The organism is Nocardioides panacis (genome assembly GCF_019039255.1).
Lineage (GTDB): Bacteria > Actinomycetota > Actinomycetes > Propionibacteriales > Nocardioidaceae > Nocardioides_B > Nocardioides_B panacis.
This window is the reverse complement of sequence record NZ_CP077062.1, coordinates 4,215,136-4,230,222: the sequence shown is the minus strand read 5'-3', so window position 1 is coordinate 4,230,222 and position 15,087 is coordinate 4,215,136. Positions and strand designations below refer to the sequence as shown.

The following is a 15,087-nucleotide window of genomic DNA, read 5'->3' as shown; positions in this document are numbered from 1 at the left end:
CCTACTTCTTCTTCTTCAGCGCGTCCGGCTTGTGGACCGCCTCGCCGCCGCTCTTGTCGCTCCTCACGAGGTACTGCGGGTCGTCCTCGGAGGCCTTCACGTCCCGCTTCGCGGCGTGCGTGTCACGGGTGATCTTCTTCTCGACCGTGCCCTCCGCGGTGCCGCCGTGACTGTTCCACTCGACCTGGTCGCCCTTGCTCAGCTTCTTGTCGGACATGGGTGCCCGGTACCCCCAGCGGGCGTGCGCACACCGGTCGACCCCGGGACGTTGGGCCCTGCCGGTCCCGTCGTACGACGGGGTTCGCTGGCCGCATGGGCGTGGCGATCCGTCGGCGGCTGCCGGCACCGGGGACGACGACCGGGCCGACGCCGGTCGAGCGCGCGAGCGCGTCGGACCGCGCCTTCCTGGCGATGGACAACGGGGACGTCCCGCAGCAGTTCGGGGTCGTCCTCGAGCTCGACGGCCCCCCTGTCCCTGCCGCGTGCCCGCGACCTCGTCGACCAGCGGACCCGGTCGGTCCCCCCGGCTGCGCCAGCGGCTGGTCACGGTGCCGTTCGGCTGCGGCGGCCCGGTCTGGGTCGACGACCCGGGCTTCGACGTCCGGCGCCACGTCCGCGCGGTCGCCTGCCGGGCCCCCGGCGACGCCCAGGCGCTGCTGGACACCGCCCTGGAGGTGGTGATGACCCCGCTCCGACGGGAGGCGCCGTTGTGGTCGGTGGTCCTGGTGACCGGGCTGCCGGACGACCGGAGCGCGCTCGTGGTCGTGCTGCACCACGTCCTCGCGGACGGGATCGGCGGGCTCACCGTCCTGGCCGGCCTGGTGGACCCCGGCCCGGAGACGACCGCCGTCCGGCCGGCGCGGCCCCGCCCCTCGGTGCCGGACCTGCTGAGGGATGCGGTGCGCACCAAGGCGAAGGCGGTCTGCGGCGTCGCCGGCTCGTGGCGGCTGCTGCGGGCGTCCATGCAGGCGGGCGGGGGGCTGCGGCCGCCGCGGATCGCGGAGTGCTCGTTGATGCGCCGGACCGGTGCCCGCCGCCGGGTGGTCGTGGTGCGCGCGCCGTACGACGCGGTCCGCGCGGCCGCGCACCGGCACGGCGCCACCACCAACGACGCCGTGCTGGTCGCCGTCGCGACCGCGCTGCAGCGGGTGCTCGAGCGGCGGGGTGAGTGCGTCGACTCCGTCGTGGTCGCCGTCCCGGTGTCCGGGCGGCGCGCCGAGCAGCGGGCCGGGCTCGGCAACCTCGTGAGCCCGCTGCTGGTCCCGGTGCCGACCAGGGGCGCGACGGCCGAGCGCCTGGCGGCGGTCGCCGCGACCGTCCGGGCCGGGAAGGCGGGTGCGAGCGGTCCCCCGCCGATCGCCGTGCTCGGCTGGCTGTTCCGGCCGCTGGCCGCGGCCGGCGGCTACCGGTGGTACCTCGACCACCAGCACCGGTTCCACACCCTGGTCAGCCACGTGCGCGGCCCGGTCGAGCCCGTGTCGTTCGACGGGCGGCGGGTCGTCTCCGCCGTACCGGTCGTGGTCGCCGAGAGCGGGAACTCGACGGTCTCCTTCGAGGTGCTGTCGTACGCCGGCACGTTGACCGTCGCGGCCGTCGCCGACCCGGACCACTTCCCGGACCAGGAGGTGCTGCGGGCCTGCCTGGCGGACGCGCTGCGCGAGACGTCTACGCCGGACCGGGGCGGCGGGACCGGGACCTAGGCCCCTGGCCGGTCCTCCCGCCTGCTTCCACGCTGGCCGCATGGCAGTCGCAGGCAGGGCCGCGGCCACCGCGCTGGGCGTGCTGGTCTACGTCGGCTGGGTGCTCCCCCGGCTCCGGACCTGGGGCGCCACCGAGACGGAGGTCAGGGGGCCGTACCCCGGCGCGGACGTGGTCCCCGACGGGCGGCGGGGCGCGACCATGGCGGTCACCATCGACGCACCGCCCGACCAGGTCTGGCCGTGGCTGGTGCAGCTGGGCGGGGACCGGGCGGGCTGGTACTCCTGGGACCACCTCGACAACGCCGGCCACCCGAGCGCCCGCGAGGTCCACCCCGAGTGGCAGGCGCTCGAGGTGGGCGACCCGGTGAGGTACCGGACCCGCCACGGCCTGGTGGACGCCTGGGAGGTCGCCGCGCTCGAGCCGGGCCGGTTCCTGGGGCTGCACGGGTGCAGCGACCTGCGCGGCCGGACCCTCGACCCGCGGCAGCCCCGGCCGTCCGCCTACACCGAGGGGCTCTGGGGGTTCCTGCTGACCGCGCTGCCCGGTGGGCGCACCCGGCTCGTGATCGGCGGGTACGAGGCCTTCCGCCCGCGCTGGCTGGGACTGCTGCTCGCGTCCTGGCTGTTCCCGCCGGTCGTCTGGGTGATGCAGGCGCGGATGCTCCGGGTCCTCAAGCGCAACGTCGAGGACACGGCTGCTGCCGGGACGCCGACCCGCTAGCCGCGCAGCCCGTCGTCGATCTCGGCCAGTGCGCGGGTCAGGTCCACGCTCGGTGTCCAGCCCCACCCGTGGGCCCGCCCGGCCAGGATGCGGCCGGTCCACACCGGACGGTCGTCCCAGACCGGCTCGACGCCGAGGGCTCCGGTGACGGTCGCGTAGTAGTCGCGGACCGTCGCCGGGCCCGCCGCGACGTTCACCACGGTGCACCCGCCCGCGACCGGTCCGGCTGCCGGGTCCGTCGCGGCCGCCACCCGGCCGGACGCCAGGTCAGCGGCGAAGGTGGCGAGGTCGTCGACGTGCACCCAGGCGAAGCTCTGCTCGGGGACGGCGTGCCGGGCGTTCTCGTCGTCGCGCATCGCGGCCGGACGAAGCGTGTTCCAGACCGAGGTCTCCGCGGCGCCGAGGATCGCCGGCGGACGGAGCAGCACGCGGGTGAGCCCGTCGACCTCGGTCAGCGCGGCGTCGGTGTCACGCTTGGTCACGGCGTAGGCGTCCGCGTCGTCCGCGACCAGCGCGGCGTCCTCGTCCACGTCGCCGGTGCCGGGTGAGCGGTCGTAGACGCCCGCCGTGGAGATGTGCACCAGTCGCTCGACCCCGGCGTCCCGGGCAGCCGTCGCCAGGACCGGTGTGCCGTCCACCGCGATCCGGTGCTGGGTCGCGCGGTCGGTCCCCATCGGGTGGACCGTGGTGACCACGGCGTCCGCGCCCGCGACCACGGCGGCCGCCAGCTCCGGGTCGTAGAAGTCACCGACCCACTCCTCGACGCCGGCGAGGGCCGGGGCGGTGCCGGGACGTCGTACGACGGCACGCACGGTCGCACCCCGCTCGACGAGCGCGGCACAGGTGCGGGAGCCGACCAGACCGTTCGCCCCGGTGACGACGACGACGGCGGACGGGGAGGGGCTGGACTCGGTCATCCCACCACCCTGGCACGGGCGCCCTGAGGCCCGATGACCCACGCGACGGCGTTTCACCCGGGAGGGGCCGGGTACCGAGATCGTTCTGGTCCACGGCGACGACGCTGTGGACCTCCCCGTCTCAGGAGGTTCCCTCATGGCTCGCAACACGCTCTCCCGCTCGCTGCACGACGTCGGCCTCTCCGCCTGGTTCGGCGGCACGCTGGCCAACGCGGTGTCGCTCAACCCGGCCTCGGCCGAGGCGAAGACCGCCACCGGCAGCGGCGCGGTCGCCAACACCGGCTGGGACAAGTGGACCCCCGTCAACGCGGCGGCGATCGGCCTGCACCTGGTCGGCAGCGTGGGCCAGCTCGCCGGCGACAAGGGCCGGGTCGCCGGCCAGCAGGGTGTCGCCTCGATGGCCCTGGCCAAGACCGCCCTCACCGTCGCGGCGCTGGGCGTCACGGCGTACAGCCGGGTCCTGGGCAAGAAGGTCTCCCAGCACCACGACGTCCCGGTCCAGGACGCCACCACCCCGTCCCTGGCCACCCCCGACGACGCGGCGAAGGCCCAGTCGCAGCTCCGGGTCCTGCAGTGGGTCGTGCCCGCGCTCACCGGCACCCTGGTGGTCGTGAGCTCGCTGGCCGGCGAGCAGCAGCGCGCGTCCGAGGTCAGCAAGGGCATCCTGGGGCGGGTCACCCCGGGCCGCTGACCCCGGTCGCAGGTCGCTGGTCGGTTCCGGACGCACACCGTCCGCAATGCCGACTAGCGTCCGACGGGACCTCACGACGGCGCTCTCCCGCCGTCCGTCCACCCCGTTCGGAGGACCCCCATGGACATCATCCTGATCCCCGGCCTGTGGCTCGACGGCTCGAGCTGGGACGACGTCGTCCCGCCGCTGCAGCGCGCCGGGCACCGGGCCCACCCGTTGACGCTGCCCGGGATGGAGGGCAAGGACGCCCCCCCGCTCGGGCATCACCCTGCGGGACCACGTGGACGCCGTCGTCGCCGCGATCGACGCGACCGAGGGCCCGGTGCTGCTGGTCGGGCACTCCGCCGGCAGCGGGATCGGGCACGCCGCCGTCGACGCCCGCCCGGACCGGGTCGCCCGCGCGGTGTACGTCGGCGGCTTCCCGAGCGAGGACGGCAGCGCCCTCCTGCGCGGCCTGCCCGCCGAGAACGGCGAGGTCGCGATGCCGGACTGGAAGGAGGTCGGCGAGGAGGCGAACGTCGCCGACCTCGACGGGCCGACCCTCGAACGGCTCTACGCCGAGGCCATCCCGGTCCCCGAGGGGGTGCTCAGCGAGCCCGTGCGGCTGCACGACCCCCGCCGGTACGACGTCCCGGTCACCGCGGTGTGCCCGGAGTACACCGCGGAGCAGCTCCGCGAGTGGGTGGCCGGCGGGGACCTGCCGGAGCTCGCCGCCGTCCGGGACGTCGAGTACGTCGACCTGCCCGGCGGCCACTGGCCGCAGCTCGTGCAGCCCGAGCGGCTGGCCCGGGTCCTCCTCGACGCCGCCGAGCGGACGGCCGGAACCGCGTAGGTCGTCCGCGGCGGCCGGGACCTGACCGGACCGCGCCGACTCGGTAACCTGCGACACATGCCGATCAAGCTCGAGAACGTCGGGATCGCCGTCCGCGACCTGGAGGCGACCATTGCCTTCTTCACCGACCTGGGGCTCACCGTCCTCGGCCGGGACACGGTCAGCGGGGAGTGGACCGACACCGCCGTCGGCCTCGACGGCAACCACGCCAAGATCGCCATGCTCCAGACGCCGGACGGCAACGGTCGCCTCGAGCTCTTCGAGTACCTCCACCCCGACGCGATCGAGACCGAACCCACCCGGCCCAACGAGATCGGCATGCACCGCGTGGCCTTCTCGGTCGACGACATCGACGCGGCCCTGGCGATCGCCGCGCGGCACGACTGCCACCCGCTGCGCGGCGTGGCGACCTACGAGGACGTCTACAGGCTCACCTACGTGCGCGGCCCGAGCGGCATCATCGTCATGCTGGCCGAGGAGCTGCAGAAGAGCTGACCAGGTCGATCCTCGCCGGCCGCCGGGAAACCACCCGGCGACCATGTGCCCGAGACGGAGGTTCCGGTGGACGACGACGCAGCCAGGCGCCGGGCCGAGCGGGCCGCGAGCGCGGAGTACCACGCCGAGGCGGAGCGCCGGAAGCGCGAGCAGGAGGCGAGCGAGGCCCAGGTGCTGCTCGACCGGTTCGTCGAGCGGGCGACCGCGGCGGGGCTGCCGACCGAGGAGCTGACGGCCAAGCCGTGGACCGGGCGCGGGCGCTACCGGACCGGGGTCGTGGGGTGGTACCTGCGCAAGGACCACTCGGTCGGCCTCGGCCAGGACGGCAGGTACTACCTGCTCGTCGTGTCGCCCGAGCGCTTCGGCCGCTGGCGCACCGTCCCGGTGACGCCGACGGCGCCGACGCTGCAGGTCGGGCAAGGCGCGCGCGACGGTGAGTCGGTCGCGCTGGCCACCCTGCTCGAGATGCGGCTGCAGTGGTGACACCCGCCGGCGGAGCTGTGGAACGACCCGTGCCCCCTCGGGCCTCGCTGAGGCTGGTTCCGTTCCACAGCTGAGCGGGAGGACCTAGCGCACCCCGTGGATGTTGCGCACGAACACGCTGCCGAGCAGGCAGACGGCGCAGGCCACGGCGTACAACGTGACGTACCCGCCGGCGTACGCGACCAGGAACGAGCCGACGAACGGCGCGAACACCTGGGGCAGCGCGACGGCGATGTTGATCACCCCGAGGTCCTTGGCGCGGGCCTCGGCGGCGGGCAGCACCTCGGTGCACAGGGCGAAGTCGACCGAGAGGTAGACGCCGTACCCGATGCCGAACACCACCGCGCCGGCGAGCGCGCCGGGCCAGGTCGGGAGGACCGCGAGGATCAGCGCACCCAGGCCGGTGACCGCGCCGGAGACCACGACGAAGATCTTGCGGCGCTGCAGCCGGTCGGACCAGAGCCCGAAGACCACCGTGCTGGCGACGATGAAGACCGCGTAGACGACGGTGAGCACGAGCACGCCGAGCTCCGGGTCGGGGTAGTCGACGGCGTCCTGGAGGTAGAAGTAGAGCAGCAGCGTGCCGAGCGAGTTGCCGAGGTTGACCAGGAACCGGGTCAGCCAGGCCCAGGCGAAGTCGGGGTGCCGGGCCGGCGAGATCCAGAACGAGCGCAGGAACACCGGCCAGGAGAAGTCCGGTCGCAGCGCCCGCGGCAGCGCGACGTCCCGGCTGCCCAGCACGTAGGGGACCGCCAGCACCACCACTGCGGCAGCCGTCGCGTAGTAGCCGGCCGCGATGCCGCCGGTCGCGGTGGCGATGCCGACGCCGCCGACGATCCCGAGGGTCTGGGAGACCGCGACCCAGCCGCCGACGACGCCGCGCTCGCGGACCGGCACCAGGTCGGGGACGGTCGCGGTGAGGGCCGCGAACATCGCGTTCAGGGAGGCCTGGGCCAGGCTCCAGGCGAGCACCATGGCCAGGATCGACTGGGCGGTCGCGAGGAGCACCAGCGCGAGGGCACCGAGCAGCGCGCCGACCAGCACCCACGGCACCCGCCGGCCGAAGCGCGACGTGGTCCGGTCGGAGAGGGCGCCGAACAGCGGGTTGGCGACCACCGAGACCGCCGACCCGACGCCGGTCACCACCCCGAACACGAACTCCTTGTGGTCGGGCGAGACCACCTGCGCCTGCTGGGCGAGCAGCACCTGGATCGGCCCGAAGAACCCCGCCCACAGCCCGAGCCCGGCCAGCGTGACCGAGGCGACCCAGCGCCTGGGCACCGAGACCAGCGGGTCGGCGAACGCCTCGACGGGCTCGACCGACCCGGGCGGGGGCGGGAGAGTGGTCACCGGTGCGCGGCGATCAGCTCGCGGTACCACGCGTAGGAGTCCTTGGGCGTGCGCTGCTGGGTCGCGTAGTCGACGTGCACCAGGCCGAAGCGCTTGGAGTACCCCTCGGCCCACTCGAAGTTGTCGAGCAGCGACCACGCGTAGTAGCCGCGTACGTCGACCCCGTCGGCGATCGCGTCGGCCACGGCCCGCAGGTGCGCGTCGTGGTAGGCCACCCGCTCCGGGTCGTGCACCGCCCCGTCGGCACCGACCACGTCGTCGTACGCGCAGCCGCTCTCGGTGACGTAGACGGGCGGCAGCCGGTCGCCGTACGTCGCCCGGAGGCCGACCAGGGTCTCCCGCAGGCCGTCGGGCACGACGGGCCAGCCGAACGCCGTGCGGTCGTACCCCTCGAGCGGCACCATCTTGAACGGCGCACCGCGCGCGGTCAGCACCTCGTCCAAGCCCGGCTCGGCCGGGAGCGGGGAGGCAGGGTCGGCGATCCGGGTCGGGTTGTAGTAGTTGAGGCCGTAGAAGTCGACGGGCGCGCCGATCACCGCGAGGTCGTCCTCGACCGGCCCGGGCATCAGCTCGAAGATGCCGGCGGGGTAGCGGCCGAGCAGGATCGGGTCGGAGAAGATCCGGTTCCACAACGTGTCGTAGAGCTCGGCGGCGGCCACGTCCGCGGCGTCGTCGGAGGCCGCCCGCACCGGCGAGTGGTTGTTCGCGGTGCCGACGCTCCGCGCGCCGACGGCCCGCAGCGCGGCGAGCGCCCGGCCGTGCCCGAGCAGCAGGTGGTGCGCGACCGGCAGCGCGTCGAACATCAGCTGCTTGCCGGGGGCGTGCACGCCGAGCGCGTGGCCGAGCATCGTCACCACGTTGGGCTCGTTGACCGGGCACCAGTGCTCGACCCGGTCGCCGAGCCGCAGCGCCACCAGCGCGGCGTACTCCGCGAACCGCTCGGCGGTGTCGCGCTGCAGCCAGCCGCCGCGGTCCTCGAGCGCCTGCGGCAGGTCCCAGTGGAACAGCGTGGCCATCGGCCGGACCCCGGCGGCGAGCAGCTCGTCGACGAGCCGGTCGTAGAACGCCAGGCCCTCGGGGTTCGCGCGGCCGCTGCCCTCGGGCTGCACCCGCGACCAGGCGATCGAGAGCCGGTAGCCGCCGACGCCGAGGTCCCGCATCAGCGCGACGTCCTCGGGATAGCGGTGGTAGTGGTCGCAGGCCACGTCGCCGTTGCTGCCGTCGGAGATCGTCCCGGGCCGCGCGCAGAACGTGTCCCAGACCGACGGGCCGCGGCCGCCCTCGCGGGCCGCGCCCTCGATCTGGTACGCCGCGGTGCTGGTGCCGAAGCGGAAGCCGGCAGGGAGGAACGGGGCAGGGGTGGGGGACGACATGGCGACACCCTGGCAGATCGCGGCGTCCCGGTCCCGCACCGACGGGACTCAGGAGCCGGGGCCCGGGTCCCGCGAGCAGGTGCCGAGCAGGGACAGCCCGGTCGCGTTCGTGCAGCGCCGCACCCGGGTCCGGCCGTCCTGCTCGACGCTGACCGAGAGCTCTCCCCGCCCGGTCACGAGGTACGTCGACCGCGTCGGCCGACCCGCGTCGCCGCCGACCCGCACGAACCGGGCCGGCCGCCCGGCCGCCAGCGCGTCGCGCACGCAGCCCGCGGCCCGGTCCAGCGCGGTACGTCGCCGGTCGGCCCCGACGCCGTGGAGGTCGCGGACGTCGACGGTCCCGCAGTCGAACACCGCCGTGGAGCCGGGGGTGGGCGTGCTCGGGCCGACGGGCCCCAGCGCCGGGTCCGGCGCGGGACGGGCGGCCGGCGCGGAGCACCCGCCGAGCGACGTACCGGCGGCCAGCAGCCCCGCGAGGAGTCCCACGACCCGGACCGGTGACATGCAGGCAGGCTAGCCCGCGGTAGTCCAGTGGTGTCATACACGAACTAACCGGACATCTCGCCGTGTCGATCGTGCAGAATCTCGAGCCAGGCCTGTAGTGGCCGTCCCCACCGACCGAAGCAACAGTCGGACGGGCCTCTCGGGCCCCGCACCACGACGCACTGAGGGAGTCGGACAGGTGTTGCCAGCCGTGCAGGAGACGCGCATCCGCAGCCTTGCGGAGATGGCGCGCGCCCTGGGCCGCTCGGAGGCGCTGTTCCGGCTGCTGGAGATCGCCGCCGAGGAGGCGCTCCTCGCGCTCGACGCGTCCAGCGTGTCCGTCAGCCGGCTGGAGACCGGCACCAGCACCGTGCGGACCATCGTCAACGTCGGCGACCTCGGCCCGACCGAGGTGCGGTGGCCGGACAACGAGGTCTACGACATGGGCGAGTACGCGAACCTCGCGGTGCTCAGCCAGGACTGGGTCCCGTGGCGGGCCGCGGTCGACGACCCGGGCACCGACGGCCGCGAGCGGCTGCTGCTCCAGGAGCTCGCCAAGCACTGCGCGATCGGGTCGCCGATCGTCGTCGACGGCCAGCTGTGGGGCGAGTTCTACGCCACCCGCACCGTGGACCACCCGGACTTCAGCAGCCTGGACCTGTCCTACCTCGAGGCGCTGATGGCGATCCTCGGCGGTGCGATCAGCCGGGCGGTGCGCGAGGAGTCGCTCGAGCAGCTCGCCTACCGCGACCCGCTGACCGGGCTGCTGAACCGCCGGGCCCTCGACGAGCGGGCCGCCCAGGCCTTCGACGTCGCGCCCCGCTCGGTGCGCACGGTCACGGTGGTCTCGCTCGACATCAACCGGCTCAAGCAGGTCAACGACACCCTCGGGCACCTCGCCGGCGACCAGCTCATCCAGTCCGTGGCCCGGGCGCTGACCTCCGAGTTCAGCCGGCTGGCCGGCAGCCTGGTCGCCCGGGTCGGCGGGGACGAGTTCACCGTGCTGGTCTCCGGGCACGACCCGGCCGCCGTGGTCGCCGCCGCCGACCGGCTGTGCCGGCGCACCTGGCACTCCGGTCCGGGCGTCGGCGTCTCGGCCGGTGCCGCGACCGCCGCCGTCACGCACGGCACGACGCTGACGCCGGCCCGGCTGTTCGCCGAGGCCGACCGGGCCCAGTACGTCGCCAAGCACGGCCGGCTCTCCTCCACGGTGGTGGCGAACTCGCTGGCCTAGCCTGGGTCGCGTGATCGACGTACGGCGGGGCGGGGAGCGTTTCGAGACCACGACGGACTGGCTGACGTCGCGGCACTCGTTCTCCTTCGGGCAGCACTACGACCCGGACAACGTGGGGCACGCGGTGCTCGTCGCGCACAACGAGGACGTGGTCGCTCCGGGGCACGGGTACGACCTGCACCCGCACGCCGACCTGGAGATCGTCACCTGGGTGCTGGCCGGCAGCCTGGTGCACCAGGACTCGCACGGGCACTCCGGCGTGCTCACCCCCGGGGTCGTGCAGCGGCTCAGCGCGGGCAGCGGCGTGCGGCACAGCGAGCGCAACGACGCCCCGGGCGCCGCCGAGCCGACCCGCTTCGTGCAGATGTGGGTGCGGCCCGACGAGTCCGGGCTCACCCCGTCCTTCGCACGGTCGCGGGTCGACGTACAGGGGCTGACGGCGCTGGCCTCCGGCCTCCCCGGCCTCGACGCGGCCGTCCGGATCCACACCTCGGGAGCCGCCCTGCACGTCGCGCGGCTGGGTCCGGGAGAGTCCGTCGAGCTGCCGGACGCGCCCCGGTTGCACGTCTTCGTGGCCCGGGGGTCGGTCGACCTGGAGGGCGCCGGCCGACTGGCGGAGGGCGATGCCGCGAGGTTCACCGCCGAAGGCGCCCCGAGGGCGACGGGTCTCTCTCCGGGAGCAGAGCTCCTGGCCTGGCAGCTCCCCTAGCCCACCCGGCGACTCTGGCGGCGGGGGCTGCGCCGACCCGGCGGCTTTGGCGGCGGGGAGCCCAGGTCCGTAGGTCGGCACCGTACGGCGGCCCGCCAGACGCGCCGGGTCGGTGGTCGCTCGGCCGCCAAAGTCGCCGGGTCGGCGGGCGCTCGGCCGCCAGAGTCGCCGGGTCGGCGGGCGCTCGCCGCCAGAGTCGCCGGGTCAGGGGATGAGGACGCCGGGGTTCAGGACCCCGTGCGGGTCGAGGCGCTCCTTGACCGCGCGCAGCATCTCCACCCCGACCGGCCCGATCTCCTGGGCCAGCCAGGGCTTGTGGTCCCGGCCGACCGCGTGGTGGTGGGTGATCGTCGCGCCGGCCGCGACGATCGCGTCGGACGCGGCGGCCTTCGCGCGGGCCCACTGCTCGAGGCCGTCGCCGCGCTGCTTGGCGGCAACCGTGAAGTACAGCGAGGCACCGGTCGGGTAGACGTGCGACACGTGGCAGAGCACCAGCGGCGCGTCGTCGGCCAGCGCGCCCGTGACGGCGGCGGTCACCGCGCGGTACAGCCCGGGCAGGCCGGACCAGAACGTCGCGGTCTCCAGGGTCTCGACGAGCACGCCGACGTCGAGCATCGCGTCGCGGAGGTACGGGCCGTGGAACCGGCCGGCGGCCCACGACGGCCCGGCCGTCTCGTCCCGGACCCCGCCGGCCCGGGTCAGCCGGGCGGAGGCGACGACCCGGGCCGGCTCGACGTCGGCGGGCTCGCCCTCGAACCCGGCGATCATCAGGCAGCCGCCCGCGCTCGCGCCGCCGACCTGGTCGGGCTGGGCGAGGTTGATCGCCGTCTCGTTCTCGTCGGAGAGCCGCAGCACGGTCGGCGCCGCCCCGGACTGCGCGAGCGCGCGCAAGGCGGCCGTCCCGGCCGCGAACGAGTCGAACCGCCACCCGTCGTACACCTTCACCGACGGCACCGGGCGGACCCGGACGGTCACCGAGGTGATCACCCCGAACGCGCCCTCGGAGCCCAGCACGAGCTGGCGCAGGTCGGGGCCGGCGGCGCTCGCCGGTGCGGAGCCGAGCTCGAGCGTGCCGATCGGGGTGGCGACGGTGAGCCCGACGACCAGCGCGTCGAAGCGGCCGTAGCCGGACGAGGCCTGGCCGCTGGAGCGGGTCGCGGCGAACCCGCCGACCGAGGCGTACCGGTAGGACTGCGGGAAGTGCCCGAGCATCAGGCCGTGCGCACCGAGCAGCTCCTCGGCGGCCGGGCCGAGCACCCCGGCCTGGAGCACGGCGGTCCCCGACTCGGCGTCGACCGACACCAGCGCGTCGAGCCGGCCCAGGTCGAGCGACACCACGCCGGCGTACCCCTCGCGCAGCACGGTGAGCCCGCCGACGACCGAGGTGCCGCCGCCGAACGGGACCAGCGCGACCCGGTGCTCCGCGCACCAGCCGACCAGTGCCTGCACCTCGTCGTGGCCGGCCGGCCGGACGACGGCGTCGGGGGCGTCCGAGCCGTCGCCGGCGCGCATCCGGAGCAGGTCGGACGTCGACTTGCCGCGGGTGTGCCGGACCCGGGTCTCGTGGTCGATGTGCACGTGGTCGGCGCCGACGAGGTCGCGCAGCCCGGCCAGCAGGTCCGCGGCGAGCGCGGGCTCGGGGACCCGGACCTCGGCGAGCGGGGTGGTGGGCCGCTCCTCGGCGGGGCCGAACGCGAGCTCGACCAGCCCGCGGGCGGCCTCGGGAAGGGCGGCGGCCTGGTCGGGGTCGCCCCAGCGGGCCCAGTGCATCGGAGTCGTCATGCGTTACAGTGTGACATGTGCCGTCACTTCGTAACATCTCCCGGGCGACCCAGACGGCCCCGCCGGGCCACCGCCGGGCCGCGGGGGACGACGCGCTCCTCGACGCGGCCCGCGCCAGCATCGTGGCGCTGGGCTGGCGACGCAGCACGCTGACCGACGTGGCGCGGCGGGCCGGCGTCTCGCGGATGACGATCTACCGGCGCTGGCCGGACATGCGGAGCCTGGTCGGCGACCTGATGACCCGCGAGTGGTCCGGGATCGCCGAGGAGCCCTCGTCGGCCGGGTCGGCGCGCGAGCGGCTGGCCGACGGGGTCGCCGCGACCGTGGCCGCGCTGCGTCGCAACGAGCTGTTCCGCACCATCGTCGAGGTCGACCCCGAGCTGCTGCTGCCCTACCTGCTCGAGCGTCGCGGCCGAACCCAGGACGCGCTGCTCGCCCGGCTCGAGGCCGGCGTCGTCGAAGGGCGGGCCGACGGCTCGGTACGAGCCGGCGACCCGGCCCTGCTGGCCCGCTCGGTGCTGCTCGCCGCCTACGGCTTCGGCCTGTCCACGGCGACGATGACCGGCGACGGCCTCGACGCGGCGGCGTTCGACGGCGAGCTCCGGGCCCTGGTGGACGGGTACCTCCACCCGTGAGCGGGTCGCCGGCCCTGTCCGTCGTACGGCGGGAGCGGGAGCTGGCCGAGGCCACCGACGGCCGGGTCGTCGACCTGCTGGTCGTCGGGCTCGGCGTGACCGGCGCAGGCGTGGCGCTGGACGCCGCCTCGCGCGGGCTGTCCGTGGTCGCCGTCGACGCCCACGACCTGGCCTTCGGTACGTCGCGGTGGAGCTCGAAGCTCGTGCACGGCGGGCTGCGGTACCTCGCCCACGGGCAGGTCGGCGTCGCCCACGAGAGCGCCGTCGAGCGCGGGGTGCTGATGACCCGGACCGCGCCGCACCTCACCCGCGCGCTGCCGATGCTGGTCCCGCTGCAGCCCTCGGTCGCGCCCGGCGCGGCGCGGCTGACCCGGGCCGGCCTGGTCGCCGGGGACCTGCTGCGGCTGGCCGCGCGCACCCCGCGCGACGTGCTCCCCCGGCCCCGGCGGCTCTCGCGCACCGAGACCCTCGGCCTGGTCCCCGGGCTGCGCGCCGACGGGCTGCGCGGCGGGCTGCTGTCCTGGGACGGTCAGCTCGAGGACGACGCCCGGCTCGTCGTCGGCCTGGCCCGCACCGCCGCGACGTACGGCGCCCGGGTGCTGACCCGGACCCGGGTCACCGAGCTGTCCGGGGACGGCGCGGTCGTCCGCGACGAGCTCACCGGCACCACCTCCACGATCCGGGCGCGCACCGTCGTGAACGCGGCGGGCATCTGGGCGGGCGGCCTGGTGCCCGGTGTCCGGCTGCGGCCGTCGCGCGGCACCCACCTCGTGCTCCGCTCGGCGGCCCTCGAGGGTCTGACCACCGCGGTGATGGCACCGGTGCCCGGCTCGACGAGCCGGTTCGTGTTCGCGCTGCCGCAGCCCGAGGGCCGGGTGTACGTCGGGCTCACCGACGAGCCGGTCGACGGCGACGTACCCGACGTGCCCGTCCCCACCGACGCGGAGATCGAGTTCCTGCTCGGGGTGATCGGGCCGGCGTTCGAGCGGCCGGTGACCCGCGCGGACGTGGTCGGCGCGTACGCCGGGCTGCGGCCGCTGCTCGACACCGGCCCCGGCGGCGCGACCGCGGACCTGTCCCGGCGGCACGCGGTCCTGGAGTCGGCCGACGGCGTGGTGACCGTGGTCGGCGGCAAGCTGACGACCTACCGTCGGATGGCCGAGGACGCCGTCGACCGCGCCCTCGCCCGGACCCCGCTGGCCGCCGGCCCCTGCCGCACCCGCGACCTGCCGCTGGTCGGCGCCGCGCCCCGTGCGGCGCTGGCCCGGGTGGACGCACCGGCCCGGCTGGTGCGCAGGTACGGCGCCGAGGCGCCCGCCCTGCTCGCGCACGGTCGCGGCCTCGGCCTGGACGACGCGACGCTGCTCGCCCCGGTGGCGGACGGCCTGGCCACGACGAGGGCCGAGCTGATCTGGGGCGTCGTACAGGAGGGGGCGCTCGACGTCGACGACCTCCTCGACCGGCGGACCCGGATCGGGCTCGTGCCGGCGGACCGGGTGCTCGCCGAGGCGGCCGCGGCCGAGGTGCTCGCCCTGCTCACGTGAACCACGACCCGGACCTCAGCCAACCCCGACCCGGGTCCCAGTCAACGTCGACCCGGGTCTTGGAAGAGGTCCACCCGGGTCTTGGAAGAGGTCCACCCGGGTCTCCCGTCGCGGAGAGGCTCGACGTGATCGCGAGGC

Annotated in this window: 15 protein-coding genes and 1 pseudogene; 10 read left to right on the top strand and 6 right to left on the bottom strand. The window is 75.3% G+C overall.

Going from position 1 to position 15,087, the window contains the following annotated elements; all coding sequences use genetic code 11:
* Window position 1: 1 nt before the first annotated feature.
* A complete protein-coding gene (locus KRR39_RS20720; RefSeq protein ID WP_216939295.1) occupies window positions 2–217 on the bottom strand; it encodes a hypervirulence associated TUDOR domain-containing protein in 216 nt (71 codons plus the stop codon).
* A gap of 265 nt (window positions 218–482) precedes the next feature.
* Here KRR39_RS20720 and KRR39_RS20715 point away from each other — a divergent pair, with 265 nt between their 5' ends.
* Together KRR39_RS20715 and KRR39_RS20710 are read left to right on the top strand one after the other, a co-directional pair.
* Complete coding sequence (locus KRR39_RS20715; RefSeq protein WP_216939294.1) at window positions 483–1,700, top strand: wax ester/triacylglycerol synthase domain-containing protein; 1,218 nt, start codon at window positions 483–485, stop codon at window positions 1,698–1,700.
* 40 nt (window positions 1,701–1,740) lie between these two features.
* A complete protein-coding gene (locus tag KRR39_RS20710) occupies window positions 1,741–2,421 on the top strand; it encodes an SRPBCC family protein (RefSeq protein WP_216939293.1) in 681 nt (226 codons plus the stop codon).
* Here KRR39_RS20710 and KRR39_RS20705 read toward each other — a convergent pair.
* A complete protein-coding gene (locus KRR39_RS20705; RefSeq protein ID WP_216939292.1) occupies window positions 2,418–3,338 on the bottom strand; it encodes an NAD-dependent epimerase/dehydratase family protein in 921 nt (306 codons plus the stop codon). The two genes, KRR39_RS20710 and KRR39_RS20705, sit on opposite strands and share 4 nt — an antisense overlap.
* Window positions 3,339–3,474: 136 nt before the next feature.
* Here KRR39_RS20705 and KRR39_RS20700 point away from each other — a divergent pair, with 136 nt between their 5' ends.
* The 4 genes and pseudogenes from KRR39_RS20700 (at window position 3,475) to KRR39_RS20685 (ending at window position 5,839) form a co-directional block, all read left to right on the top strand.
* Window positions 3,475–4,029 (top strand): hypothetical protein, encoded by a 555-nt coding sequence (locus KRR39_RS20700; RefSeq protein ID WP_216939291.1) that lies wholly within the window; start codon window positions 3,475–3,477, stop codon window positions 4,027–4,029.
* A gap of 238 nt (window positions 4,030–4,267) precedes the next feature.
* Window positions 4,268–4,861: pseudogene (locus KRR39_RS20695) on the top strand (alpha/beta fold hydrolase); the annotation flags it as partial.
* A gap of 57 nt (window positions 4,862–4,918) precedes the next feature.
* Window positions 4,919–5,356 carry a VOC family protein gene (locus KRR39_RS20690; protein WP_216939289.1) on the top strand — a complete coding sequence of 146 codons (438 nt, stop codon included), beginning with the start codon at window positions 4,919–4,921 and terminating at the stop codon, window positions 5,354–5,356.
* Window positions 5,357–5,422: 66 nt separating this feature from the next.
* Complete coding sequence (locus KRR39_RS20685; protein ID WP_216939288.1) at window positions 5,423–5,839, top strand: hypothetical protein; 417 nt, start codon at window positions 5,423–5,425, stop codon at window positions 5,837–5,839.
* A gap of 84 nt (window positions 5,840–5,923) precedes the next feature.
* Here KRR39_RS20685 and KRR39_RS20680 read toward each other — a convergent pair whose 3' ends face one another.
* The 3 genes from KRR39_RS20680 to KRR39_RS20670 are packed head-to-tail and all read right to left on the bottom strand — an operon-like array spanning window position 5,924 to window position 9,066.
* Window positions 5,924–7,189, bottom strand: coding sequence for an MFS transporter (locus KRR39_RS20680; RefSeq protein WP_216939287.1), 1,266 nt, complete (start codon window positions 7,187–7,189; stop codon window positions 5,924–5,926).
* On the bottom strand, window positions 7,186–8,562 hold the full coding sequence (locus tag KRR39_RS20675; protein WP_216939286.1) for a GH1 family beta-glucosidase: 1,377 nt from the start codon (window positions 8,560–8,562) through the stop codon (window positions 7,186–7,188). The genes KRR39_RS20680 and KRR39_RS20675 overlap by 4 nt, the downstream gene beginning before the upstream one ends.
* A 48-nt stretch (window positions 8,563–8,610) precedes the next feature.
* Entirely contained in the window at window positions 8,611–9,066 is a 456-nt protein-coding gene (locus KRR39_RS20670; protein WP_216939285.1) for a hypothetical protein, read from the bottom strand.
* Between the two features lie 223 nt (window positions 9,067–9,289).
* Here KRR39_RS20670 and KRR39_RS20665 point away from each other — a divergent pair, with 223 nt between their 5' ends.
* Entirely contained in the window at window positions 9,290–10,279 is a 990-nt protein-coding gene (locus tag KRR39_RS20665) for a GGDEF domain-containing protein (protein WP_216939284.1), read from the top strand.
* 10 nt (window positions 10,280–10,289) lie between these two features.
* On the top strand, window positions 10,290–10,988 hold the full coding sequence (locus KRR39_RS20660) for a pirin family protein (protein ID WP_216939283.1): 699 nt from the start codon (window positions 10,290–10,292) through the stop codon (window positions 10,986–10,988).
* 204 nt (window positions 10,989–11,192) lie between these two features.
* Here the strand turns inward: KRR39_RS20660 and KRR39_RS20655 are convergent, their stop codons facing one another.
* Window positions 11,193–12,770 (bottom strand): FAD-binding oxidoreductase, encoded by a 1,578-nt coding sequence (locus tag KRR39_RS20655; protein ID WP_254185302.1) that lies wholly within the window; start codon window positions 12,768–12,770, stop codon window positions 11,193–11,195.
* 17 nt (window positions 12,771–12,787) lie between these two features.
* Here KRR39_RS20655 and KRR39_RS20650 point away from each other — a divergent pair, with 17 nt between their 5' ends.
* Together KRR39_RS20650 and KRR39_RS20645 are read left to right on the top strand one after the other, a co-directional pair.
* Complete coding sequence (locus KRR39_RS20650; protein WP_216939282.1) at window positions 12,788–13,405, top strand: TetR/AcrR family transcriptional regulator; 618 nt, start codon at window positions 12,788–12,790, stop codon at window positions 13,403–13,405.
* Window positions 13,402–14,949 carry a glycerol-3-phosphate dehydrogenase/oxidase gene (locus KRR39_RS20645; protein ID WP_216939281.1) on the top strand — a complete coding sequence of 516 codons (1,548 nt, stop codon included), beginning with the start codon at window positions 13,402–13,404 and terminating at the stop codon, window positions 14,947–14,949. The genes KRR39_RS20650 and KRR39_RS20645 overlap by 4 nt, the downstream gene beginning before the upstream one ends.
* Window positions 14,950–15,087 lie beyond the last annotated feature (138 nt).

Bases quoted from the DNA above. Each gene is read 5' to 3' on its own strand.
- KRR39_RS20670 (WP_216939285.1), bottom strand. From the start codon at position 9,066: ATGTCACCGGTCCGGGTCGTGGGACTCCTCGCGGGGCTGCTGGCCGCC.
- KRR39_RS20690 (WP_216939289.1), top strand. From the start codon at position 4,919: ATGCCGATCAAGCTCGAGAACGTCGGGATCGCCGTCCGCGACCTGGAG.
- KRR39_RS20720 (WP_216939295.1), bottom strand. From the start codon at position 217: ATGTCCGACAAGAAGCTGAGCAAGGGCGACCAGGTCGAGTGGAACAGT.
- KRR39_RS20655 (WP_254185302.1), bottom strand. From the start codon at position 12,770: ATGACGACTCCGATGCACTGGGCCCGCTGGGGCGACCCCGACCAGGCC.
- KRR39_RS20705 (WP_216939292.1), bottom strand. From the start codon at position 3,338: ATGACCGAGTCCAGCCCCTCCCCGTCCGCCGTCGTCGTCGTCACCGGG.
- KRR39_RS20675 (WP_216939286.1), bottom strand. From the start codon at position 8,562: ATGTCGTCCCCCACCCCTGCCCCGTTCCTCCCTGCCGGCTTCCGCTTC.
- KRR39_RS20700 (WP_216939291.1), top strand. From the start codon at position 3,475: ATGGCTCGCAACACGCTCTCCCGCTCGCTGCACGACGTCGGCCTCTCC.
- KRR39_RS20710 (WP_216939293.1), top strand. From the start codon at position 1,741: ATGGCAGTCGCAGGCAGGGCCGCGGCCACCGCGCTGGGCGTGCTGGTC.
- KRR39_RS20665 (WP_216939284.1), top strand. From the start codon at position 9,290: ATGGCGCGCGCCCTGGGCCGCTCGGAGGCGCTGTTCCGGCTGCTGGAG.